Source organism: Rhodopila sp., assembly GCF_965277825.1.
In the GTDB taxonomy this organism is placed as follows: domain Bacteria; phylum Pseudomonadota; class Alphaproteobacteria; order Acetobacterales; family Acetobacteraceae; genus Rhodopila.
Map to the genome: position 1 here is coordinate 2317697 of NZ_OZ255846.1, position 22478 is coordinate 2340174.

Sequence of the window (22478 nt, forward strand, 5' to 3'; positions counted from 1 at the left end):
CCGACGCGTGGAGTTTGCTTCGGAGAACGGTATTTAGCCGAACCAGCGTTGACGCAGATCGGCCAGATGCGCGACCAGCGCCGCCGCCAGTGCGAGCGGCAGCCAGGGCCAGGCGGTTCCATCGAGTGCCGCGCGGATCGCCAGCATCAAGAAAACGCCCGGCAACAGCATCCGCACGACGCCGATCGGTCGTAGTGGGTCGTTTTCCGTCGGCTTCGATGGCTCGATGGGGCCGGGGGGCGCCGCGGTCTCGGCTTGGGCGGCGGATGCTGACGAACCCTTCGGCCGCGGCCGAGGGGTGACCTCGCGGCCCAGGGCCGAGCGATTGACGAGGCGTCGGCGTGCCAGGAGCAGGCCGATCGCCTCCAGCAACGTCAGGACGAGCACCAGATCGATGATGTGCGGCGAGCTAAAAATCCGCTGCATGTTCGTTCTCGGCCGGCCGGGTCACGCTGCGGCGGATATGGTGGATGCCAAAGAATGCCACCGCCGCGACTACGGGGATGCTGACGCCGATCGCCAGCGCGGGGTCGACGTGCAGGCCGGCGAAGCGCAGCGCCTCGGCGGCGTGGCCGACCAGGGCGGAGACGTAGTAGGTGACTGCAGCAACCGAGAGGCCCTCGACGGTCGATTGCAGACGCAACTGCAAGCGTGCGCGGCTGTTCATCGAGGCCAGCAGTCGCTGGTTCTGTTGTTCCCGCGTCAGGTCGACCCGGATCGATAGAAGGTGGGTGGCGCGGTCGACGCGCAGCGACAGCGATTCCTGGCGGCTGGCGATGGAGCGCCAGGTGTTCATTGCCGGTGCCAGCCGGCGTTCGGTAAATTCGCGCAGCGTCTGCAGGCCGGTGATACGCTGCTCGCGCAGTTCGTCGATGCGTCTGCGCATCAACTCGTAATAGGCGTCGGCGGCGCCGAAGCGGTAGCGCATTTCCGACTGCTGGTTTTCGATCTCGGCCTCAAGCTGGGTAAGGCGATCGAGCAGCGCGGGTTCCTCGGCCGGCTGCACCGATACCAGCAGCGCAGTGATGCTGGCCAGTTCACGTTCGGAGTTGGCGAGCAGGGGACCGGCGCCGCGGGCAACCGGAAGTGCCAGCAGCGCCAGAATTCGGTAGGTGTCGATTTCCAGCAGACGTTGCGCGATGCGGCCGGCCTGCCAGGGCGTTGTCGCGTGATCCAGCATCAGGTGGCGGCTGAAGCCATCGGCGTGGATTTGAAGATCGGTCAGCGCGGTCACGGCGGCGCCGGAGACGGCGGCGCCGACCGGCATGTTGCCGTCGAACCAGCAGGTCGCGATGGCGGGCAGGTCGAGCTCGCCCGGTTCGGCCTTGATCAGGGCGACGTGGGCGGCGACCACGACCTCGCCGGGAAGGGCGGCGACCCAATCGGGGGGCAGTTCGGCGATCGCGGGGTGGTGGAAAGCGTCGTCGGCATCGCCATCGGCGATGAAGGTAAAGCGGATGAACTCGGTGTGCCGCTCCCATTTGACCCGCAGCGCGCCGAGCTGGGCGCTGAAATGCAGCAGGCTTTGCGGCGGCGGTTCCAGGTTGTGGCGGCGGCACAGGTCGCTGATGGCGGCCCAGCCGGCTTCGCGTTGCGTCGTGTCGCACAGCAGCGCCAGGTAGGAGAGCCGGGAGGGGGCGATCAATGGCTCCGGCGGGCGGGCGTGCACCTCGTCGTTGAGTTCGACCCGCTGCGGGTGGTCAGCCGGCAGCTTCATGCGCCACCATGCGCCGCAGCAGCGCGGCGATCTCGGCGGGACGTTCTTCGTGCGCGAGGTGGCCCGAGCCGTGCAGTGAGACTAGTTCCGCGGTCGGCACCAGGGCTCGCACGCGAAGGGCTTCGGCCGGCGGGACCATGCCGTCCCGGCTGCCTGTGACCAGGACCAGCCGGCAACGCAGGCCTGGCATATCGCGCTGCAGGGGACGCAAGTCCCAGTTGGCCATCAGAGACAATGCGCCGTGGACGTGGCCGGAGTTGCCGGCCAGCCGGCTGTATAGCCGCATCCCCTCGGGATCGATGCTGGATCCGGTGGACCGCATCATGCGTTCGACGCTGGGGCGGGAACCGGCGAACAGCGCGAATGCCTTGGCGGTGACCGAGGAACTTGCCAGGAACCTTGCGGCGGGGCCGAAAAAATCGTTGGCCATGCCGGGAAACGGCAGCAGCGCTCCGGCCAGGCTGACGACGGCGACCGGTTCGATGGACCCTTGCAGGGTCATGTGCACGGCGATCGCGGCGCCGGCCGAATGGCCGACGGCGAGGGTGGGCCGGAGACCGAGTTCGCGCAGCAGGGCGTCGATGCCGTTGGCCACCGCGACAAGCGTGTAGCCCGAGGCGCGGCTTGGCGAGGCGGTGAAACCGTGTCCGGGCAGGTCCGGCGCCACGACGGTGAAATCGGTTGCCAGCATCGGTGCCAGGGCGCGGAACGAATGGGTGGAGGCGCCGGTGCCGTGCAGCAGCAGCACGACTGGTCCCTGGCCAAGCACCTGGACGTGCCAGCGCAGGCCGCCGGCGCTGACGAACCGGCTGGCCGCGCGGTTTGGCCAGTCGCGGCCGTCGCGGCCCCAGTTCAACCCCCTGCTCACGCCGCCGCGGCGGCTCGGACCGCGCGCGACAGGGCGCCGGCATCGGCGTACGGCAGCGGCAGGTAGTGCGCGGCCATCTCGGTGGCGATGCGGCGGGCAAACGGGTTGGGCCGCGGGGAGGTGTCGATCAACAGCGCGGCGACCCCGGACATGCGCAGCGCTCGGGCGGCTTCGATGGCCTCGGCCTCGGCGCGCGGGCGGCCGCCGGTTCCGTCGCGCGCGATGTTGGCGTGGGCGTCGGTCAGCAGGGTGATCACCGGGGTGCGGCCGGCGCGGCGGACGGTGTCGGCGAGCGTCGTTGCGGCCTCGATGCCGGCGGCCAGCGGGGTGGGGCCACCGCCGGGCAGGCCGGCGAGGCTGCGTTTGGCGCGGAGCAGGGATCCGGTCGGGGGCAGCAGAAGCTTGGCGGCATTGCCCCTGAACGCGATCAGCGCCACCTGGTCGCGGCGGACGTAGCAATCGGCAAGCAGCAGTTCGACCGCGCCCTTGGCTTCGGCCAGGCGGTGCATCGCGGCGGACCCGGACGCATCGACCGCGAACACGGTGGTGGCGCCGATGCGCTGGCGAAAGCGGATGATGCGGAAATCGTCCTTGCGCACTTCGAAACGACCGGAGCGTCGGCGCAGAACCTGCCACGGCGCGGCGGCTTTGAGGGTTTCCAGGAGATGCAGCCGAGCACCGTTGCGCGGCTCGCCTGGGCGGGTGCCGATCGGGCGGCCTCGGGTGGTGGAGGATCGGACCTGGCCGGCACGTCCTGGTGCGCGGGCGGGTGCCCTTGGTGCGTCGTTCGCCACCAGGGCTGCGAGCAGATCGACGGGCAGGGCGGCCTTCACGGCGTCCAGCACGACGTCGGAGAGGGGTTGGTCGGGCAAGGTTTGCGGGTCCGTGGCGGGGTCTTGTGTTGTCGGGTCTTGTTTTTCAGCGGGCGGTTCCGGGATTGGTTCCGGCTGCTCCTCGGTGTCGGCTTGCTGGGGGGCGGGGAATCGGGTCGCCCGCGGTGTCAGGACGAGCCGCGCCGCCGATCCGAGGTCATCGTCGGTTATCTGATCGTTGCCGGATCGAATCGCTGCGGCGCGGGCTGCCCGAAGAGCGAGGAGCGGAGCGCGGAGCGAATCGATTCCGAGTGCCAGGGCGGCATGGCACAGGGCTTCGGCGGCTGCGGGGGCGGTTTCGACCGATGCGGTTTCGAGCGATATGGGGTCGAGCGATGCAGGCACTGGCAGGGTTGCGACCGAACCGGCGATGTCGCGTAGCGACACCTCATTTAGGTCGATATGGAACGCCATCCGATCCAACAGCGATGCCGGGGTGCGTTCGTCGGGTTCGACACCTTCGTCCAGCGCCACGATGGCGAAACGGGTCGGCAGGATCCGCGCCAGTCCATCGCGCTGCAGGGTGATGGCGCCGGTATCGAGCGCGGCGCGCAGGCGGGCCTGGGTCGCGGCATCGATCCGTTCGGCCATGGCGAGCAGCACGACGCCGCCATCGGCCTCGGCCAGCAGGCCTTTTTGCGCCACCGGGCGGCCGGCTTGCAGCGTCGCGGCGAGATCGAGCCCGCCAAGCAGGCGGTCGTCACCGACGTGCAGCGGCAATCGGCGCACGGGTCGTTCCGGTGGCAAGGATTGATGCAGCAGCTTGAGGAAATGGTCGCGCACCGGTCCGGCTGCGGCGCGTATCGACAGCCCGCCCAGGCCGATCGGGTCAATGGAAAACAGCCCCAGGGATTGCAGCGCGTCGGCCCAGGCGGCCGCCCCGGTCATGGGCCGAGGATCTCCTCGGCGGCCCGGGCAACGCGGGTGCTGGCGACGGCTTCGTCCAGCGGGTTGCGGCGCAGGCGATGGCCCAGCACCATCGCCGCGACCCGGCGCAAATGGGTGTCGGCGACCTGCGCCGCGTCTTCCAGTGCCGCTACGGCGCGGCCGGCGCGGATCAGGGTCAGTTCGCCGCGCAGGCCATCGGTGCCGAGCGCCATGCACAGCCGGGCGGCTTGTTCGAGCGCGGTGTCGGGCACCAGGATGGAGGGCAGTCGGTGTTGTGAAGCAACGATCTGGCGGCGCAGCTTGTCCTGTGGTTTGCGCCAGCTTTCGGCGAACGTTACTGAATCGGATTCAAACCGGTCGCGGCGGCGGATTACTTCAACGCGGGTCGGCAGATCCATCGGTGTGCGCACTTCGACCGAGAGGCCGAAGCGGTCGAGCAACTGCGGCCGCAGTTCGCCCTCTTCGGGGTTGCCGCTGCCGATCAGCACGAAACGGGCAGGGTGACGGACGCTGAGCCCCTCGCGCTCGACCAGATTCTCGCCGGAGGCGGCGACGTCGAGCAACAGATCGACCAGGTGGTCCTCGAGCAGGTTGACTTCATCGATGTAGAGGAAGCCGCGGTTGGCGCGGGCAAGCAACCCGGGCTCGAACACCTTGACCCCGGTCAGTGCGCGTTCGAGGTCGAGCGCGCCGACGATACGGTCTTCCGTGGCGCCGAGCGGCAGATCGACGACCGGCACAGACGCGGTCTCGCTTTTTCCCTTTCCGGCGGCGCGGCAGTCGTCGCACCAGCGATCGAGTGAGGCCGGATCGCAGCGGTAGCGGCAGCCGGCCATGACCTTCATCGGCGGCAACAGGGCGGCAAGGGCGCGCACTGTGGTGGACTTGCCGGTGCCGCGATCGCCGAACGCCAGCACGCCGCCGATGCCCTGATCGACGGCCGCGATCAGCATGGCGAGCTTCATATCCTCTTGCCCGACGATCGCGGCGAACGGGAAGGCGGCGCGCGTCACCGGCGATGCTTCTGGCTGACGGCTACGGCACCGCTCAGGGTTACGGATCGGCTGGGATGCATCGCAGCGTTATCACGTGAGCGGCCTGGAGCGTCAAGCCCGGTTGTCAATGGTGCAACCAACTGTCATGTGGGGGTGACACTCGTTCAGTCGTTGGAGGAATGCCAGATCAGGTAGCCCAGCATCTCGGCGGTGCGGGTGACGGATTGTCGGATCGCTTCCAGCATGTTCGGCATCTGCGCCGGGTCGACGCTGTCGGCGATTTCCAGGGCGGCGAGCTGGGCGTTTTCCAGCACCGTGGAAAGCAGGTTGCGGAACACCAGATCGGACTTCGAATCGAGCCGGCCGATCACTGGGCGAGGCTGCTGGATCACGCCTTCCTGGAAACGCCGGCGCGCGCTTTCGGCCGCCTTGCGCTCGGTCAGGTCGGTGAACATTAGGGTGAAGCCGAGCAGGCGAGCTTGCGGGGCGAACACCGGGTCGGCGCGGACCAGGAACGGCATTGGGGTATCGAAGCGGCCTTCGAGTTCGACCTCGCCGCGCCAGCCGCGTCGGTTCTTCACCGCTTCCTGCAGCGCCTCCTCCGGGGTGGCGAACAGGGTCAGCAGATCGGACACCGAGGAGGGGCGTTTGGCATGCGGCGGCAGCAGCGCGTCGAATGCCGAGTTGATCTGCAGGATGATCCCGTCGGGGTCAGCGATGACAACCGGATTGCCTGACTGCTGTACTTGACGGCGCACTTGGTCGACCTGGTCCTCAGCGATCAGGGCGCGCACCGAGCGAAACTGGATGACGACATCGGTCACGCTTTCGCCGATCATGCGCGCGGTGGCGAGGTCGGCTGGTCCCCAGGGCTCCGCGGTGGCTTCCACTACTTGGTGCCATTGGGCGAATGAGCGACGCGGTGAAAGGGTGGAGGGATCGTCGCCGACGAGATGCGGCTCGAACGGGTTGCCGCCCCAGGTGACGGTGCGGATGCGTTCGGGTCGCAGCCAGATCAGGTATTCACCCGCCATCGTGGAGACCGGCGCCGCCAGCAGGCCGCTGGCGATCGGGGTCAGCGCGGCGAATTGCGGGGCGTCCTTGGCAAAGCCGGTGGTGGAGATGAGACCGGAGCGCGGCTGCCGATCCAGCCAGGCGGCGATGTCGCGCAGCGCGGCGGTGCTGGGGACCTCGCCGACGGTGCGCACCTCATTCTCGAAAATCAGTGCGGCGCCGGTTGCGCCAAGCGGTTCGAGCAGGGCGGTAGATCGATCGAACAGGGCGTTGCGCCAGTCGCCCTCCTTGGCGATTACCCGGACCATCTGTTGTTCCAGGCGACGGACCGAGAATTCGGCCTGGGCCTGGATGAAGCTCTCCAACGCGGCGATCCGGGTTGCCACCGCCTCGGCCAGCAATTCGCAGACCGCGCGTTCCTCGAAGTGCATGAAGCGGGGGACGTAGTGATGGCACGATACCAGTCCCCACAGCTTGCCGTTGACCAGCAGCGAGACCACCAGCGTGCCGCGAACCCCCATGTTCTTCAGATACTGCAGGTGGATCGGCGAAATGCTGCGCAGGAAGCACAGCGACATGTCCAGATGATCCCCGGTGATCGGCGACAATGGCGGGGTCAGGGCTGCCGGGGTGTATTCCACGTCGCGCAGCACGCGGACCCGGTTGCGTTCGTAGAGGCGTCGGGCGATCTGCGGGATGTCGGTGGCTGGGTAACGATTGCCGAGGAACGATTCGAGGGTTGCTTCCCTGGCCTCGGAGAACACCTCGCCATGGCCTTCGTCGTCGAAACGATAGATCATGACGCGGTCGTAACCGGTGAGATTTTTAAAGATGCTGGCTGCTTCGTCGCACAGGGCGCGCAAGGTTGACGCCGCCATGATCGCCTGCAGTGCTCGTTCCAGATGGTGCGACAATTCAACGGCGGGGCCGGCGCGTTCGAGTTCGATGATCAGGCCGCCGCCGAGTGGGCGGTGGATCAGGCAATCGAATTCACGCCGGCCGCGACCGACGATGCAGCGGACGCCGCGGATGATTTCATGCAGCGGATCGGCAAAATGGGGACGCAGCCGTTCGGCCAAATCCCCCCGTATCTGGTCCAACGATTTGCCGATCGGATCGCTGTCGAGACCGAGGAAGGCAGCGGCGTTGTCACTGACCTGAATGATTACGTTGTCGGTTTCACGTATCAGCAGGAGGGCGCCATGCGGTTGAACCGACCCGGCCAGATGAATTTGTTCGCGTTCGCAGTTTAAAAGATCGGCCTGCCCGAAGGCAGGTGTCGCGGCCGCACTAGCCGGCACAGTTCATCCTCCCGACTTGCTTATGCGTCGGAGTATGGACCCGTGCGTGAATGCCCGTCCATCTCGTACTGGGCCAGTTTCTTGTAGAAACCTTGTCGGCTCATGCCGAGGATTTCGGCGGCGGCGGTACGGTTGCCTTCGGTGAGGTCGAGCGCGGCGACGATGTAGTGGCGCTCGACCAGCCCGACCGTGTCGCGAACCAAGGAGCGCAGCGAGGCTTTGCCGGATTGTTCGATGATTGCTGCGAGCGCGGCGTGCAGACTGGGGGAATTTTCGCTGACAGAGACCCGGCGGCTGACGTCTCGTAACAACAGCGCGATGTCGTTTGGCTTGGAGGCGGTATCGCCGGCGGCGGAGATTTCGACAGCGGTATCGCCGCCGAGTTCGCCGTGGATGCTGGTGGCGAACAGGCGGACGGAACCGTAACGATTGAGGTTGGCGAGCAACGCCGCGAGGTCGGCTCCAGGCTCGGACAGCCAGCGGCCGAGCGGTTCGCCGAGCACGGCACCCTCGGCGCCGGCCTCGGCGAGGTCGAGAAACGCGCGATTGACCCGGCGGATGATGCCATCGCGATCGGTGACGACGAAGGCGTCGGGCAGGCGATCGATGAAGCTATCCAGTTTGGACCGGTCGGTTTCACGCGGCGCCGGTTCCGGTACGCCACCGGCGGGGGCGAGTTGAACGAGGAACAGCGGGCCTGGATCGCTGGTCATCAGCGAAGCCCGCACCAGCCATGCGGCACGTTGTGGCCCGAGGTGTAGCAGTACGCCGGGCGCGCGGCCGTATTGGCTGACCCGTTTCAGCATCGCCTGGAACTGGTGGCGTTCATCGGCGGCCATTTCCGGCAGCAGGTCGCGTCCACGGGTCAGGCCAAGGGCGCGCATCGAGGCCGGGTTGGCTTCGATAATCCGCAAACTGTTGGCGTCGAGCAGCAGCACGGCCTCGTTCGAGGCGTCGAACAGCAGGCGATAGCGGGTCTCGACTTCGCGCAGCTTCCAGTATTCCTGTTCCATCGCCTGCTGGGCGGCGACCAGGCGCGACTGCAGGTCGGAGACGGCATTCAGGTTGCGCCCGACGGCGATCATGCCGGCTTTTCCACCGAGACGGACGGTGGTGTACTCCATCGGAACTTCGAGGCCGCTGGGGAATCGCTGGTTGACCTGGCGGAAGGCGGAGACCCCGTTCTCACGCGCGTCGGCCAACATGCGCATGACCTTGCCGCCGAGATCGTCGCCGAAGGTGTCCACCCATGGTCGGCCGCGCCATGCGTCAATCGATTCATCGGAGACGGTGTTGGACACCATCGCGTCCTGAATGACGCCGTCGAGATCCATCATCAAGGTGACGTCAGGCTGTGCGATGTTGATGCTGGGCGGCAGCGCAATGGTGATTGTAACCTCCTGTAGACGTCACCCTCTGAGGTAGGCGAGCTTACGGCGGTTTACAGGCCAAGACGAGCGATTTAGGCCGCATTCCGCGGGTCTGCAGGTTAAAGTTCGATCACACCGCCCCGCAGGCCCTTGGTGACGGCTTCGGCTCGGCTGGCGGCGTCGAGTTTGGTGAACAGCGCCTCGAGATGGAATTTGACAGTGTGGACCGAGATCCCGAGGCGACGGGCCATCGCTTTGTTGCTGAGGCCCTCGCCGATCAGGCCGAGGATTTCGCGCTCCCTCGGGGTCAGCAGCGGCATGTCGTCGGCGGGTGCGAAGCCCTTGATATCGGGCGCGGCGGTGGAGCGCACCAGCAGGCCGGCGAACACTGCGCGCAGCGCGGCATCGAGTTGCTGGGCGGTGGCGTCGGGCATCAGCACGCCGGCCGGTGCGCCGGCAGGTGAGCCCCTGGTGAGTGCGACGACCGGCGCCTCGGCCTCTTTCGGCAATGGCGAGGACCCGCGATCCATATCGCACAGCTCCACGTCCGGGGTTTCGTCGGTGAGGAGGTGCCCGGCGGCCTGCAGCATCGCCGCCAGACCGTGGCGGCGCACCGGATCGGTGGCGTGGACCCGGACCCGGAGGCCGCCGGTCGCGGTCATGCCGGCGGGCGGGCGGCGATGGTCAGGCTGATCGCCTGCACCGCCCCGGCGCGCAGCACCCGCAGCGTGGCGGTCTGGCCGATGCGGTCGGCATTGAGCAGGGCCGACAGGGCGCGTGGCCGATCGAGTGCGCCGCCATCGATATCGAGCACGATGTCGCCGGGCAGGATGCCCGCTGTCTCGGCTGGGCCGCCGCCGGCGAGGCTGACCACCATTAGCCCGCTATCCCGGCCAGCGGACTGACGGAAGCTATCCGGGATGGAGACAGGTTGCAGACCAACGCCGAGCCAGGCGCGGGCGATGCGGCCATCGTTGAGTAGCGGGTCGATGACGCGGCTCAGGGTGGCGGTCGGGATGACGATGGTGCGCCGGCGAGGCCCGGACGTGGACATGCCGATCAGATCACCGGCCAGCGACAGCACCGGGCCGCCTTCGTCGCCGCCCAGCCTGGTGTCGAGCCGGATCAGCGCATCGATGCGGCCGCCCGCCATGCTGTGCCAGGCCTCGCCCAGTGCATGGACCATTGCCAGCCGCGCGGTTGGGTGGCCGGCGGCATCGGCACCGGCCAGCAAGGCGAGGCTGCCGACGCGGACTGCCCCGGTCGGCGGCGGCAGGGCGCCGTCGAGTGGCGCGTGCAGCTTCAATACCGCCACGTTGGTGCCGGGATCACGACCCGCCAGCGTCGCCTGCACGGTTTGGCCGCCGCGCACCACGACAAGCGAGGCGGCGTCTTGCGGCAGCGTCTGTTCCGAGGCGATGACGACATCGGGGCGCCACAGGATGCCGCTTTTCGGCTGCCTGCCGGTGCGGATGCCGACGACGACCGGCGCCACGGCGGGGATGCGGTCGGCGAGAGCGGACGAGAACTGCTCGATCATATCCATGCGCTGATGACCTCCTTGCATGGTCGCAGGTTGCGCCGGTTCGGGGCGCGCCGGCATCGGGCGGATGACCGGGATGGCGCCTCGCCGGATGGCCGGGTGTCCGGCGCCGCCGCGGGCTTCCAATTTGGGTGATGAAAGGAAGACTTCCATGCCGCTCGATGCACTGAGTGAGGAACCGGATCCGTATTCTGCCCAGGTGGAGCAAGCGTTCGACCGCGTTGGCCCGGCGGTCGTGCATGTCACCGGGTTCGGCTTGGGCGGGCGTTCGGCCGGTCAGGGGTCTGGGGTGATGTTCACGCCTGACGGCTACGTGCTGACCAACAGCCACGTCGTCGGCCGCGCCGTTCGGCTGCAGGCCAGCCTGACCGACGGTCGCGGCTTGGAGGCCGCCCTGATCGGTGACGATCCGGCCACCGACATCGCCGTGCTGCGACTTTCCGGCGCCGGCCTGCCGCATGCCGAGCTGGGTGCCTCGGCGACGCTGAAGGTCGGGCAACTGGTGGTGGCGATCGGCAATCCGCTGGGCTTCACCTGCACCGTCACCGCCGGGATCGTCAGCGCGCTGGGGCGGACGTTGCGGACGCGGGCGGGGGGCCTGCTCGACAGCGTGATCCAGACCGACGCAGCGCTGAATCCGGGCAACTCGGGAGGGCCGCTAGTGTCCGGTCCTGGGCGGGTGGTGGGGATCAACACGGCGATGATCGCGCCGGCGCAGGGCATCTGTTTCGCGATCGGCATCGACACCGCGGTGTGGGTGGCGACCCGGCTGATGCGCGACGGCCGGGTGCGCCGTTCGCGGCTGGGACTGGCGGCGCAGACCGTTCCCATCGCCACCAGGGTGCGCCGTTTCCATGCGCTGGAGCAGGCCAGCGGAGTGATGATCTCAGAGCTTGCCGCGAACGGTCCCGGCAGGCAGGCGGGCCTGCAGCCAGGCGATGTGCTGGTGTCGTTCGACGGCATTGCGGTCACCGGCGTCGATGATCTGCACCGCAGCCTGACGGAGGAGCGCGCCGGCATCGCGGTGCCGCTGCGGTTGCTTCGCCGGACCGAGTTGCTGACGCTGCCGGTGACGCCCCGGGAGGGCTGACGGCGAGGGTTCGGGATCGGCGGGCTCACGGGCTTCTGACGATTGCCGCGCGCGATCGCATGGTTGGGGCGCAACCCATGGGGCGTGCCGTCCGCTTACGTCCTGGCAACAAGGGGAACCGTCCGTGGCGAAAGTGGTGGTTATTACCGGGGCAGGCGCCGGCGTGGGTCGGGCGACGGCGCGGGCGTTCGCGCACCGACGCTGCGACGTCGGCTTGATCGGGCGCGATGTGGAGCGACTGGAGCACGCTGCCGTGGAATTGCGCGAATTGGGCGTCCGCGCGGTGGCTGCTCCGGCCGACGTCGCTGACGCCAACGCGGTCGAAGCCGCAGCCAGCCAGATCGAGCAGCACCTCGGGCCGATCGATATCTGGGTCAACAATGCGATGGCGACGGTGTTTGCCCCGGTATCGGAGATCGGCGTCGCGGAGTTCAGGCGCGGCACCGAGGTCACCTATCTGGGCACGGTTCATGGCACGATGGCGGCGCTGCGCCGGATGCGGACGCGCCGGCGCGGTGTCATCATCAATGTCGGGTCGGCGCTGGCGTACCGGTCGATCCCGCTGCAGGCGGTATATTGCGGCGCCAAGTCGGCGATCCGCGGCTTTACCGACAGTCTGCGCTCCGAATTGATCCACGACCGGGCGGGGATCAGCCTGTGCATGGTGCACCTGCCGGCGGTGAACACGCCGCAGTTCGATTGGGCGCTGAACAAGTTGGGGCGCCGGACGCAGCCGGTGCCGCCGATCTACCAGCCGGAGGTTGCCGCGCGCGCCATCGTGTTCGCGGCGTTTCATCCCCGGCGTGAGATCTGGGTCGGCTTCCCCACCGTGGTGGCGATCCTGGCCAACCGCATCGCCCCTGGCCTGGCCGATCGGTATCTGGCGGGCAGCGGCTATCGCGGGCAGATCACCAGCGAACCGAAGCCGGCCGACGCGCCGGCCAATCTGTTCGCTCCGGTGGCGGGCGAGGTCGGCGCGCACGGGCGGTTTGGGCGGCAGGCGCGCAACGAGAGCTGGGAGATGTTCACCAGCCGGCACCGGGATGCGGTCATGGTCGGCGTCGTCGGCCTGCTGTTCCTGGCGGGGCGGAGGTTGTTGTGGAAGCGACGGTGATTGGGCCGGCAGGGCCCGCGTGACTTCCGAGGAGCCACTGCATGACTGAGGTGCAAACGCATGGCTGAAGCGGACAAGATCGTGCTGTTTCACTGCCCAAATTCGCGTTCCAGCGACTGGTTCTGCTCGAGGAACTGGTGCGCCCTATGAGCTTCGGGTGATGAACATGCGGGCCGGCGAGCAGCGGCAGCCGGCCTATCTGCGGGTCAATCCGATGGGCAAGGTGCCGGCGATCCTGCACGACGGTGTGCTGGTGACCGAGCAGGTGGCGGTTTATTTGTATCTGGCCGATCTGTTTCCGGAGGCGGGTTTGACGCCGTCGATGGGTGATTGGAGGCGCGGCCCGTATTTGCGCTGGATGGCGTTCTATGCCGGGTGTTTCGAGCCGGCGTTGGTGAACCGGGCGATGTAGCGCGAGCCTGGGCCGCTGGCGATGTCGCCGTACGGCACGTCCGACAGTGTTATGTCGGCGTTGAAAACGCAGCTTCAGGCGGGTCCGTTCATGCTTGGCACGGCGTTCTCGGCGGCTGATGTGCTGTGGGGTTCGGCGCTGGGATGGACCACGCGGTTCGGCCTGGTTTCGGAAACACCGGAGATCAAGGCCTATCTCGGCCGGGTTACCGAGCGTCCGGCGGCGATGCGGGTTCGGGAGCGGGACGCGGCGCTGGCCGAACAGCACAAGACGTCATGATATTGGAACAGTGATGGCGTGTGGAATTGGTCGGATCAACTTGGCCGAATTTCGCCGATAAGTGCAGATCAATTTTGTTCAGGACGAGGCGATGCCGGACACCGGTGCAACGAGTTTTCCGATCTCTGACCGCAACCGCCTGAGGCGGACGCACGAACGCGGCCGGTTCGACAAGGCGACGGTATATGACATCCTCGATTCCGCCATGGTGGCGCACATTGCCTATGTGATCGATGGCCAGCCGTTTTGCACGCCAACCGGGTTCTGGCGCGAGGACGACAAGCTGTATTGGCATGGGTCGTCGGCCAGCCGGATGATCCGCAGCCAGTCGGCGGGGGTGCCGGTATGCGTGACGGTGACCCACTTCGACGCCATCGTGCTGGCGCGCAGTGGCTTCCATCACTCGGTCAATTACCGTTCGGTGATGGCGTTCGGCACGGCGCGGATGGTTGACGACCAGGAAGAGAAGCGGCGGCTGATGGATCGCTTCGTTGATCGGCTGTTCCCGGGCCGCTCCGGCGAGATCCGGCCGCCCACGAAGCAAGAGATGAAGGCGACGAGCTTCGTGGTGATGCCGATCGATCAGGCGTCGGGCAAGATCCGTGCGACTCATGTCGTGGACGACGAGGAGGACTATTCGCTGCCGGTCTGGACTGCCCGCATTCCGTTGCGGCAGGTGTTGGGCGAGGCTGAACCGTGTCCTCGGCAACTGCCTGGGCTGGCGGTTCCGCCCGGCATGGCGGGGTATCGGGATGGTCGTTTACTGGAAGAGGCTTTGCGGGAAGCGTTTGACGTGACGTATCCGGACTGATCGGCCGGGGGGTTTGCTGACCCCTTGCGCCACACCGCCCTGTGTGCCACGGTCGTCGGATGGCACGTATCGAAGACCTTCCCCAGGCGACCCGCGACGCGGTTCTGAGCGTTCCCTGTCCGGCGTTCGAGACGACACCGTTCGTATCCGGGCCGCCGTTGGGGCGGCGCCGGGTCGCCATCGTGTCCAGCGCGGCGCTGATCCGACGCGGCGACATGCCGTTTGCATTCGGGTCGGGCGAGTGCCGCTTTGTCGCGGCTGACACGCCGCCTGGCGACCTGCTGCTCAGTCACGTGTCGATCAATTTCGACCGCGCCGGGTGGCAGCGCGACATCAACGTGGTGTTCCCGATCGATCGGCTGCGCGATCTGGCCGCGATGGGTGAGATCGGCGGCGTGGCGGAGACGCATTACACCGTGATGGGATCGACCGACCCGGCGGCGATGGACCAGGCGGTGGACCAGATCGAGGGGCAACTGCGGCAAGAACGGATCGATTCCGTGCTGCTCAGCCCGGTCTGACCGCTTTGCACGCGCGCCGTGTGCGCGCTTGGGCATAGGCTTGAAGAACGCGGGTTTTCGACGGTGGCGATAGCGTCGGTGCGGGCGCAGGCCGAGAAGACGCGGCCGCCACGGGCGTTGTGGACCTCGGCGATACTGGGGCGTCCGGTCGGCGAGCCGGAGGATCCGGGGTTTCAGTTGCGGGTCGTTCGGGCGGCGCTGGGGTTGCTGGAGCGGACCGATGGGCCGGTGATCCTGGAGGATTTTCCGGATGACCCGCCCGGGTGGGTGGACAATCCGGGCTGGGTGGCGCCGGGAACGAATGCGTCGGATGGGTTCGCAGCGGAATTGGCGGCAATGCTACCGCTTTGGCAGGTGGCACAGGCGCGGTTCGGCCGCACCTCGGTGGGGCTGAGCTTCCAGGTGCCCGAGATGTGGCCCGGGTTTGCCGCGGCGGTGCTGGATGGGGGGCTGCCGGTGGTGGCGGAACTGGGCACCACGGCCTTGTCGGTTCGGTTCCTGTGCGATGACATCAAGGCGCTATATGGCGAGGCGGCCCAGGCGGTGGGGCCAGCGCCTTCGGCTGGGCAGGTGGATGGCTGGTTCTGGCGGCGTACTGCGGCGGGGGCGTTGCTGCGGCGGCTTCGGCTGGTGGCGATGGAGAGTGGGAACCATGCGCTGAAGACGGTGGGGGGGCGGTTTTTCGTGCCGGGGCCTCGGGTGGACGCTTGAGGCCGGAGGGGTCCTAGCCGTCGAGGTGTCCAGGCGCCGTCCCTAGCTAAACATGACAGCGCGTTGAGATGTCAACGTATGGACTTGTTCTGACGGTCAGGGTTCCGCCGTGGCGGGTGTCCGACGGAGATCTGGTGTCGCACACTGGAGCCCGGCTCAACGAGCGGCTGAGGTGAGCTTCTATGCCGGAGTGGCTAATTCTCGACGTAGGGGCCAATCTAGGTCTGTGGATTCTCAGATAAAACCTGGAGCGGGCGAAGGGATTCGAACCCTCGACCCCAACCTTGGCAAGGTTGTGCTCTACCCCTGAGCTACGCCCGCACTCCAATCCGGACGCGCCTTCTAGGCGGATTCACCCCCCATTGCAAGCATCCGCCAAGTCAACCTTTCCGCATCCCTCCCGGCACGCTATACAGATAAACCAAAGCCAGCGGGGAACCACATCGATGCGCCAGATGACACTCGTCGGCTTCCTGCAAGCACAGAACTGCACCAACTTCGTCGGTTCCTGGCGCCACCCGCTGGCCAAACAGGATTTCACCTCGGCCGAATACTACCGCCGCATCGGACGCGCCCTGGAAGCTGGAAAATTCCACCTCGGTTTCTTCGACGATCGCCTGGCGATGCCCGACCGGTTCGGCGGCGACCACGCCCACACCGTCGCCAACGGCATCCGCTGCGTCAAGCTGGACCCGATCACCATCCTCACCGTGATGGGCATGGCCACCGAACGCCTCGGTCTCGGCGCCACCTTCTCCACCACCTACTTCGAGCCGTTCCACGTCGCCCGCGTGTTCGCCACCCTCGATCTCGTCACCGACGGCCGCGCCGCCTGGAACATCGTCACCTCGATGAATGACGGCGAGGCCTTGAACATGGGCCACGCCTCGCACGGCGAGCACGACCGCCGCTACGACCGCGCCGACGAATTCCTTGAAGTCGTCATGGGACACTGGGACGCATGGGACGACGGCGCCATCGTCGCCGACCGCGAAACCGGCCTGTTCGCCCATCCCGACAAGGTCCGCCGGCTCGACTATCAGGGTGAGTATTTTCGCTCCCGCGGCCCGTTCACCGTCCCCAGATCGGCCCAGGGTCACCCGGTGCTGATCCAGGCCGGCCAGAGCGGCCGCGGACAAAAATTCGCCGCGCGCTGGGCCGAGTGCGTGTTCGTCGCCTATCACGATCTGGCCCAGGCCCAGCGCGACTATGCCAGCTTCAAGACCCAGGTTGCAGCCGCCGGCCGCGACCCGGAAAGGGTCTTCGTCTGCGCCGGCGTCTACCCGGTGGTGGCCGAAACCCGCGCCGAGGCCGAAGACCACGCCGCCCTGATCGACGCCTTGCCGAAACAGATCGACAGCCTGTCGCTGCTGTCCGAGGTGCTCAACTTCGACTTCTCCAAACAGCCGATCGACACACCGTTTACCCAGGACCAACTCGACAGTTGGACCGGCGTGCAGGGCATGCGCGACCGCATCAAGCGCGTGCTCGGCGATCGTCTGCCGACCCCACAAGACTTCATCGATATCACCCGGCGCGGCACCTTCCACGACCACCCGCGCTTCATCGGCAGTCCAAAGGACGTCGCCGACGGCATGGAGGAATGGTTCGCTACCCGAGCCTGCGATGGCTTCGTGGTCGCCGCGTCCCATGTGCCCGGCGCCTACGAAGATTTTTCCCGCCTCGTTGTCCCCGAACTGCAACGCCGCGGCCTGTTCCATACCGACTACACCGGGGCCACGCTGCGGGAAAACCTTGGCCTCGACCGCCCCGCGGTCGGCGCTTGGCAATAACGCCGCCGCCCCGCGGTCGGCGCTTGGCAATAACGCCGCCGCCCCCGCGGTCGGCGCTTGGCAATAACGCCGCCGCCCCCGCGGTCGGCGCTTGGCAATAACGGGAAAGAAACCTCAGATGAAACTATATTACGCACCCGGTGCCTGTTCGATCGGCATCCACGTCCTGCTTGAGGAAATCGGCAAGCCATACGAAACCGAACGCATGAACCTGCAGCAAGGCGAGCAGTTCAAGCCGCCGTTCACCGCCGTCAATCCGAAGTCGAAAGTGCCAACGCTGCAACGCGACGACGGCTCGGTGCTGACCGAATTCCCGGCGATCGCCTATTGGCTGGCGAAGAAGAACCCATCCGCCAACTTGCTACCCGACGACCTCGATCTGCAGACCAAGGCGCTGGAACTCACCGACTACGCCGTGGCCACCGTCCACATGCAGGGCTTCGGGCGCCAGTTCCGCCCGTCCAACTTCACACCGAACGCAGCCGATGAGGATGCGGTGAAGGCCCGCGGCAAGGAACTCGCCGAGAAAGGCTTCGCGCTGATCGACAAGGCAATGGATGGCAAGGACTACGCGATCGGACAATTCTCCATCGCCGATGCCGCGATTTTCTACGTCGAGTACTGGTCAAAGCGCGTCGGCATGACCTTACCCTCGCACTGCGCCGCCCATCTGGATCGCATGCTGGCACGTCCCGCCGTACAGCGTGTGATGCAGCAAGAGGGCCTGACCTGAACGATGAGCGCGCCCCCTGTGGACAACCTGCATCGCGTCGCATTCTGGTTCCTGCGCCATGGCGAGACCGACTGGAACGCCCAGGACCTGTCCCAGGGGAACGTCGATATCCCGCTGAACGAGACCGGGCTGGCGCAGGCTCGGTCCGCGTCTCTATTGCTGCGCAATCGCGGGATCAAGGCGATCATCTCCTCGCCGTTGTCCCGCGCCAGGGTCACCGCCGACATCGCCGCGGCCGAACTCGGCCTGCCGGTGCAGATCGATGATGGCCTGCGCGAGGTGTCGTTCGGCGTGCAGGAGGGCAAGCCGATGGCGGAATGGTTCCAGCCCTGGGTGGACGGGCTGTTGACGCCCGCCGGGGCGGAAACCTTTCCGGCCCTGACCGCCCGCGCCGTCGCCGCTATCAACCGCTGCATTTCCCGCCCGCCGATCGTTCTGGTGGTCGCCCACGGCGCGCTGTTTCGCGCCCTGCGCGGCGCCATGGGCCACGAACCGAACGTGCGCACGCGCAACGCGGTGCCGGTCTGGTGCGAACCGCCGCCAAGCGGGGAGACGGTCTGGCGGATCACCTACGCCGATTAAGCCGAGCGCCCAGATAAAGTAGCGGTCGGCGAGCCATCCCCCGGACCCGCAACCGAGCGCTCTATTCCTCCACCGCCAGGCTGTCATCCGCGTCCAGCGTGAACGCGGCGGCCATCAGCGCCCGGGTGTATTCGTGCCGCGGCCGAGCCAAGACCTCGTCGGCGGGTCCGTGCTCGACGACCACGCCATGGCGCAGCACCACGATGCGGTGCGCCAGCGCCCGGACCACCCGCAGATCATGGCTGATAAACAGATAACCCAGACTGTGGTCGTGCTGCAGCTTTTGCAGCAGGTCGACGATCTGCGCCTGCACCGACATATCCAGCGCGCTGGTCGGTTCATCCAGCACCACGAAACGCGGCTTCAGCACCATCGCTCGGGCGATGGCGATGCGCTGGCGCTGACCGCCGCTAAACTCGTGCGGATAGCGGTCGCCGATATCGGCCGCCAGACCGACCTCTTCCAACGCCGAAGCCACACGCAGGCCGCGTTCGGCGCGCAACAGCGACGGCTCGTGCACCGCCAGGCCCTCGGCGACGATCTCCGCCACTGTAAGCCGAGGCGACAGGCTGCCGAACGGGTCCTGGAACACGATCTGCATGTCGGCGCGCAGCTGCCGCAACCGACGTTTGTCCAGCTCCGCGAGGTCGGTGCCGTCAAAGCGGATACAGCCCTGCGCCTGAACCAGCCGCAGCAGCGCGTAACCCATGGTGGACTTGCCCGATCCGCTTTCGCCGACCAGCCCGACTGTCTCGCCTTCGTGCACCACCACGTCGACGCCATCGACGGCGCGGATATGCCCAACCGTCCGCCGCAACACACCGCGACGCATCGGGAAATGCACCTTCACCCCGGAACCCTGCATCAGCGTCGGCGTGCCGGGGGCCAGCGGCAATGGCCGGCCGCGCGGTTCGGCAGCCAGCAGCAGCTTGGTGTAAGGATGGCGCGGATTGTCGAAAACCTCGGACACCAGACCGGCCTCCACCACCCCGCCGTTCTTCATCACGCAGACGCGGTCGGCGTAGCGTCGCACGATCGCCAGGTCGTGGCTGATCAGCAGCAGCGCCAGGCCGCGCACCGACTTCTCCTGCGCCAGCAGCTTCAGGATCTGCGCCTGGATCGTCACGTCCAACGCGGTGGTGGGCTCGTCGGCGATCAGCAGCGCCGGGTCGTTCGCCAGCGCCATCGCGATCATCACCCGCTGCCGTTGGCCGCCGGACAATTGATGCGGATAGGCGTCCAGCCGATGCGAGGCGTCGGGAAATCCGACCTCGCCCAGCAACTTGATCACCCTGGCCCGCGCCGCCTCCTTGGTGACGCGCTGGTGCAGCCGAACCGCCTCGGCGATCTGCTTGCCGATCCTGGCCAGCGGATTTAGGCTGGTCATCGGTTCCTGGAACACCATGCCGGCGACACCGCCACGCAGCCGGCGCAGCAGCCGATCGCCGCCGCCGATCATGCTTTGGCCATCCACCATCACATGGCCCCGGCAGGAGGCGCCCGGCGGCAGCAATTGCAGCAGCGACAGCGCGGTCAACGATTTGCCGGAACCGCTTTCGCCGACCAGCGCCAGCGTCTCGCCGCGATCCAGGGTAAATCCGACGCGGTTCACCACCACGCGGCCGCCGAAGGCAACGGTCAGGTCCTCGACCGTGACCAGACTGGTCTGCCCTGCGCGATTGGTTTGCCCTACGCGACTGGTGTGCCCCGCGCCACGGTTTTGCCCCACTCGGGTCATTTGCGCCGCCCGATGCGCGGGGTCTTGCGCGGATCGAACGCGTCGCGCACCGCCTCGCCGATGAACACCAGCAGGGTCAGCAGCCCGCCCAGCACCACGAACGCGGTGATACCCAGCCACGGCGCCTGGAGGTTGTTCTTGCCCTGCGACACCAGTTCCCCCAGCGAAGGCGACCCCGGCGGCAGCCCGAAGCCGAGAAAGTCCAGGCTGGCCAGGATGGTGACCGAACCGGACAGCGTGAACGGCAGGAACGTCAGCGTCGCCACCATGGCGTTGGGCAGGATATGGCGCCACATCACCGCCGCATCCGACACCCCCAGCGCCTTGGCGGCGCGGACATAGTCCAGGTTGCGGCCGCGCAGGAACTCCGCCCGCACTACCCCGGTCAGGTTCATCCAGCTGAACAGCAGCAAGAACACCAGCAATATCCAGAAGCTGGGCGTGATGATGCTGGCCAGGATGATAAGAAGATAGAGCTGAGGCATCCCGGACCAGATCTCGATAAAGCGCTGGAACAGCAGGTCCACCAGACCGCCGCGATAGCCCTGGATCGCACCGGCGGCGATGCCGATGACCGACGAAATGATCGTCAGGGTAAAACCGAACAACACCGAGATGCGAAATCCGTAGATCACCCGAGCCAGGACGTCGCGAGCCTGGTCATCGGTGCCCAAGAGGTTCTTGCCATCCGGCGGCGACGGCGCCGGCGTGGATGGATGGCGCACCACGGTATGGTAGTTATAGCGGATCGCCGGCCAGATCATCCAGCCATGGGCGTTGATCGCGGCTTGCACCTCCGGATCCATGTAATCCGCCTCGGTCGGCATGAAATCCGACCCAAACGTGTCCTCGCTATAGTCGTGCAGCACCGGCACATACCAATGGCCGTCATAACGGATCAGGATCGGTCGGTCGTTGGCCAGGAACTCGGCGAACAGCGACAGGCCGAACAACACCAGGAAGATCCACAGCGACCAGTAGCCGCGCCGGTGGCCCCGGAAGATCGCCAATCGCCGGCGCGTCAGCGGCGAAAGATGCACTATTGCCGGGCCTCGAAGTCGATCCGCGGGTCCACCACGGTGTACAGCAGGTCGCCGACGATCTGCATCAGCAGACCCAGCAGGGTGAACACGTAAAGTGTGCCAAACATCACAGGGTAGTCGCGCTGGATCGCCGCCTGGAACCCCAGAAGTCCAAGCCCGTCGAGCGAAAAGATGATCTCGACCAACAGCGCCGAGGAAAACAGGATGCCGATAAAGGCCGCGGGGAAGCCGGCAATGATCAACAGCATCGCGTTGCGGAACACATGACGGTACAACACCCGCTGCTCGCTGGCCCCCTTGGCTCGGGCGGTGATCACATACTGCTTGCGGATCTCCTCCAGGAAGCAGTTCTTGGTCAGCACGGTCAACCCGGCGAACCCGCCGACCACCAGGGCGACCGTCGGTAATACCATGTGCCACAGGTAATCAACGATTTGCGCCGGCACGCTCCAGGACTCGCTGCCCATGCTGTGCAGACCCCGCATCGGGAACCACTGCACGAAGCTGCCGCCGGCGAACAGCACCACGAGCAGGATCGCGAACAGAAACCCCGGCACCGCGTAGCCGACCAGCACCGCGGCACTGCTGAACACATCGAAGCGGCTGCCGTCGCGCACCGCCTTGGCGATGCCCAGCGGGATCGAAACGAAATACACCAGGAGCGTCGACCATAACCCCAACGAGATCGAGACCGGCATTTTCTCGCGGATCAGTTTCACCACCGGTTCGTCCTGGAAAAAGCTGCGCCCGAGATTGAAGGTCAGGTAGTCGCGTAGCATCAGCACGAAGCGTTCCGGTGCCGGCTTGTCGAAGCCGAACATTTTCCTGATGTCGGCCACCATGTGTGGGTCCAGGCCTCGGGCGCCGCGGTAGTGGCCGTCGTTCACCGGCATCACCTCGGCGGTGCCGGCACCGGTCATGCGTCCGGTCACTGCGCCGCCGCCTTTCAGTTCGGCGATCATCTGCTCCACCGGGCCGCCGGGGGCGAATTGCACGACCACGAAATTGATCGTGATGATGCCGAACAATGTCGGTATCACCAGTAGCAGCCGACGAATCAGATAGGCGCCCATCAGGCCTCGA

At 66.8% G+C, this 22478-nt stretch carries 22 protein-coding genes and 1 tRNA gene; 10 read left to right on the top strand and 13 right to left on the bottom strand.

The window, feature by feature from the left end:
• Positions 1-33: 33 nt before the first annotated feature.
• The 9 genes from ACQY4T_RS11555 to ACQY4T_RS11595 all read right to left on the bottom strand — a co-directional run bounded on the left by ACQY4T_RS11555 (position 34) and on the right by ACQY4T_RS11595 (position 10571).
• The gene (locus ACQY4T_RS11555) at positions 34-426 is read right to left on the bottom strand and encodes a hypothetical protein (protein WP_428541835.1); all 393 of its coding nucleotides are present in this window, start codon (positions 424-426) and stop codon (positions 34-36) included.
• Positions 410-1717 carry a DUF3422 family protein gene (locus ACQY4T_RS11560; RefSeq protein WP_428541838.1) on the bottom strand — a complete coding sequence of 436 codons (1308 nt, stop codon included), beginning with the start codon at positions 1715-1717 and terminating at the stop codon, positions 410-412. Before ACQY4T_RS11560 ends, ACQY4T_RS11555 begins: the two co-directional genes overlap by 17 nt.
• A complete protein-coding gene (gene bchO, locus ACQY4T_RS11565) occupies positions 1701-2573 on the bottom strand; it encodes an alpha/beta fold hydrolase BchO (protein WP_428541841.1) in 873 nt (290 codons plus the stop codon). The genes ACQY4T_RS11560 and bchO overlap by 17 nt, the downstream gene beginning before the upstream one ends.
• Positions 2574-2581: 8 nt before the next feature.
• A complete protein-coding gene (locus ACQY4T_RS11570; RefSeq protein WP_428541844.1) occupies positions 2582-4345 on the bottom strand; it encodes a magnesium chelatase subunit D in 1764 nt (587 codons plus the stop codon).
• Complete coding sequence (bchI, locus tag ACQY4T_RS11575) at positions 4342-5358, bottom strand: magnesium chelatase ATPase subunit I (RefSeq protein WP_428541847.1); 1017 nt, start codon at positions 5356-5358, stop codon at positions 4342-4344. Before bchI ends, ACQY4T_RS11570 begins: the two co-directional genes overlap by 4 nt.
• Before the next feature lie 146 nt (positions 5359-5504).
• Positions 5505-7655 (bottom strand): GAF domain-containing protein, encoded by a 2151-nt coding sequence (locus ACQY4T_RS11580; protein ID WP_428541850.1) that lies wholly within the window; start codon positions 7653-7655, stop codon positions 5505-5507.
• 20 nt (positions 7656-7675) lie between these two features.
• Positions 7676-9046, bottom strand: a complete 1371-nt coding sequence (gene ppsR, locus ACQY4T_RS11585; protein ID WP_428542816.1) for a transcriptional regulator PpsR — start codon at positions 9044-9046, stop codon at positions 7676-7678.
• A 98-nt stretch (positions 9047-9144) separates the two neighbouring features.
• Positions 9145-9687: a response regulator transcription factor gene (locus ACQY4T_RS11590; RefSeq protein ID WP_428541853.1), complete on the bottom strand. Its 543-nt coding sequence runs from the start codon at positions 9685-9687 to the stop codon at positions 9145-9147.
• Positions 9684-10571, bottom strand: coding sequence for a S1C family serine protease (locus tag ACQY4T_RS11595; protein WP_428541856.1), 888 nt, complete (start codon positions 10569-10571; stop codon positions 9684-9686). The genes ACQY4T_RS11590 and ACQY4T_RS11595 overlap by 4 nt, the downstream gene beginning before the upstream one ends.
• A 148-nt stretch (positions 10572-10719) precedes the next feature.
• Between ACQY4T_RS11595 and ACQY4T_RS11600 the strand changes: the two genes are divergently transcribed.
• The 7 genes from ACQY4T_RS11600 to ACQY4T_RS11630 all read left to right on the top strand — a co-directional run bounded on the left by ACQY4T_RS11600 (position 10720) and on the right by ACQY4T_RS11630 (position 15506).
• Positions 10720-11658, top strand: coding sequence for a S1C family serine protease (locus ACQY4T_RS11600; protein ID WP_428541859.1), 939 nt, complete (start codon positions 10720-10722; stop codon positions 11656-11658).
• Positions 11659-11782: 124 nt separating this feature from the next.
• Positions 11783-12772: an SDR family oxidoreductase gene (locus ACQY4T_RS11605; protein WP_428541862.1), complete on the top strand. Its 990-nt coding sequence runs from the start codon at positions 11783-11785 to the stop codon at positions 12770-12772.
• 100 nt (positions 12773-12872) lie between these two features.
• Entirely contained in the window at positions 12873-13184 is a 312-nt protein-coding gene (locus ACQY4T_RS11610; RefSeq protein ID WP_428542819.1) for a glutathione S-transferase family protein, read from the top strand.
• A 51-nt stretch (positions 13185-13235) separates the two neighbouring features.
• A complete protein-coding gene (locus ACQY4T_RS11615) occupies positions 13236-13463 on the top strand; it encodes a glutathione binding-like protein (RefSeq protein ID WP_428541865.1) in 228 nt (75 codons plus the stop codon).
• 91 nt (positions 13464-13554) lie between these two features.
• Entirely contained in the window at positions 13555-14274 is a 720-nt protein-coding gene (locus ACQY4T_RS11620) for a pyridoxamine 5'-phosphate oxidase family protein (protein WP_428541868.1), read from the top strand.
• Between the two features lie 59 nt (positions 14275-14333).
• A complete protein-coding gene (locus tag ACQY4T_RS11625; RefSeq protein ID WP_428541871.1) occupies positions 14334-14795 on the top strand; it encodes a glycine/sarcosine/betaine reductase selenoprotein B family protein in 462 nt (153 codons plus the stop codon).
• Between the two features lie 63 nt (positions 14796-14858).
• A complete protein-coding gene (locus ACQY4T_RS11630) occupies positions 14859-15506 on the top strand; it encodes a hypothetical protein (protein ID WP_428541874.1) in 648 nt (215 codons plus the stop codon).
• Positions 15507-15752: 246 nt separating this feature from the next.
• On the opposite strand, the gene ACQY4T_RS11635 is transcribed toward ACQY4T_RS11630, so the two are convergent.
• Positions 15753-15827: transfer RNA gene (locus tag ACQY4T_RS11635), tRNA-Gly, on the bottom strand.
• Positions 15828-15952: 125 nt separating this feature from the next.
• Here ACQY4T_RS11635 and ACQY4T_RS11640 point away from each other — a divergent pair.
• From ACQY4T_RS11640 to ACQY4T_RS11650, 3 genes are all read left to right on the top strand, one after another.
• A complete protein-coding gene (locus tag ACQY4T_RS11640; RefSeq protein WP_428541877.1) occupies positions 15953-17299 on the top strand; it encodes an LLM class flavin-dependent oxidoreductase in 1347 nt (448 codons plus the stop codon).
• Positions 17300-17417: 118 nt separating this feature from the next.
• Positions 17418-18032: a glutathione S-transferase family protein gene (locus ACQY4T_RS11645; RefSeq protein ID WP_428541880.1), complete on the top strand. Its 615-nt coding sequence runs from the start codon at positions 17418-17420 to the stop codon at positions 18030-18032.
• Positions 18033-18035: 3 nt separating this feature from the next.
• Positions 18036-18614, top strand: coding sequence for a histidine phosphatase family protein (locus ACQY4T_RS11650; protein ID WP_428541883.1), 579 nt, complete (start codon positions 18036-18038; stop codon positions 18612-18614).
• Positions 18615-18675: 61 nt separating this feature from the next.
• Here ACQY4T_RS11650 and ACQY4T_RS11655 read toward each other — a convergent pair whose 3' ends face one another.
• The 3 genes from ACQY4T_RS11655 to ACQY4T_RS11665 are packed head-to-tail and all read right to left on the bottom strand — an operon-like array spanning position 18676 to position 22468.
• Positions 18676-20352 carry an ABC transporter ATP-binding protein gene (locus ACQY4T_RS11655; RefSeq protein WP_428541886.1) on the bottom strand — a complete coding sequence of 559 codons (1677 nt, stop codon included), beginning with the start codon at positions 20350-20352 and terminating at the stop codon, positions 18676-18678.
• Positions 20349-21392: an ABC transporter permease gene (locus ACQY4T_RS11660; protein ID WP_428541889.1), complete on the bottom strand. Its 1044-nt coding sequence runs from the start codon at positions 21390-21392 to the stop codon at positions 20349-20351. The genes ACQY4T_RS11655 and ACQY4T_RS11660 overlap by 4 nt, the downstream gene beginning before the upstream one ends.
• A complete protein-coding gene (locus tag ACQY4T_RS11665; RefSeq protein WP_428541892.1) occupies positions 21392-22468 on the bottom strand; it encodes a microcin C ABC transporter permease YejB in 1077 nt (358 codons plus the stop codon). The genes ACQY4T_RS11660 and ACQY4T_RS11665 overlap by 1 nt, the downstream gene beginning before the upstream one ends.
• Positions 22469-22478 lie beyond the last annotated feature (10 nt).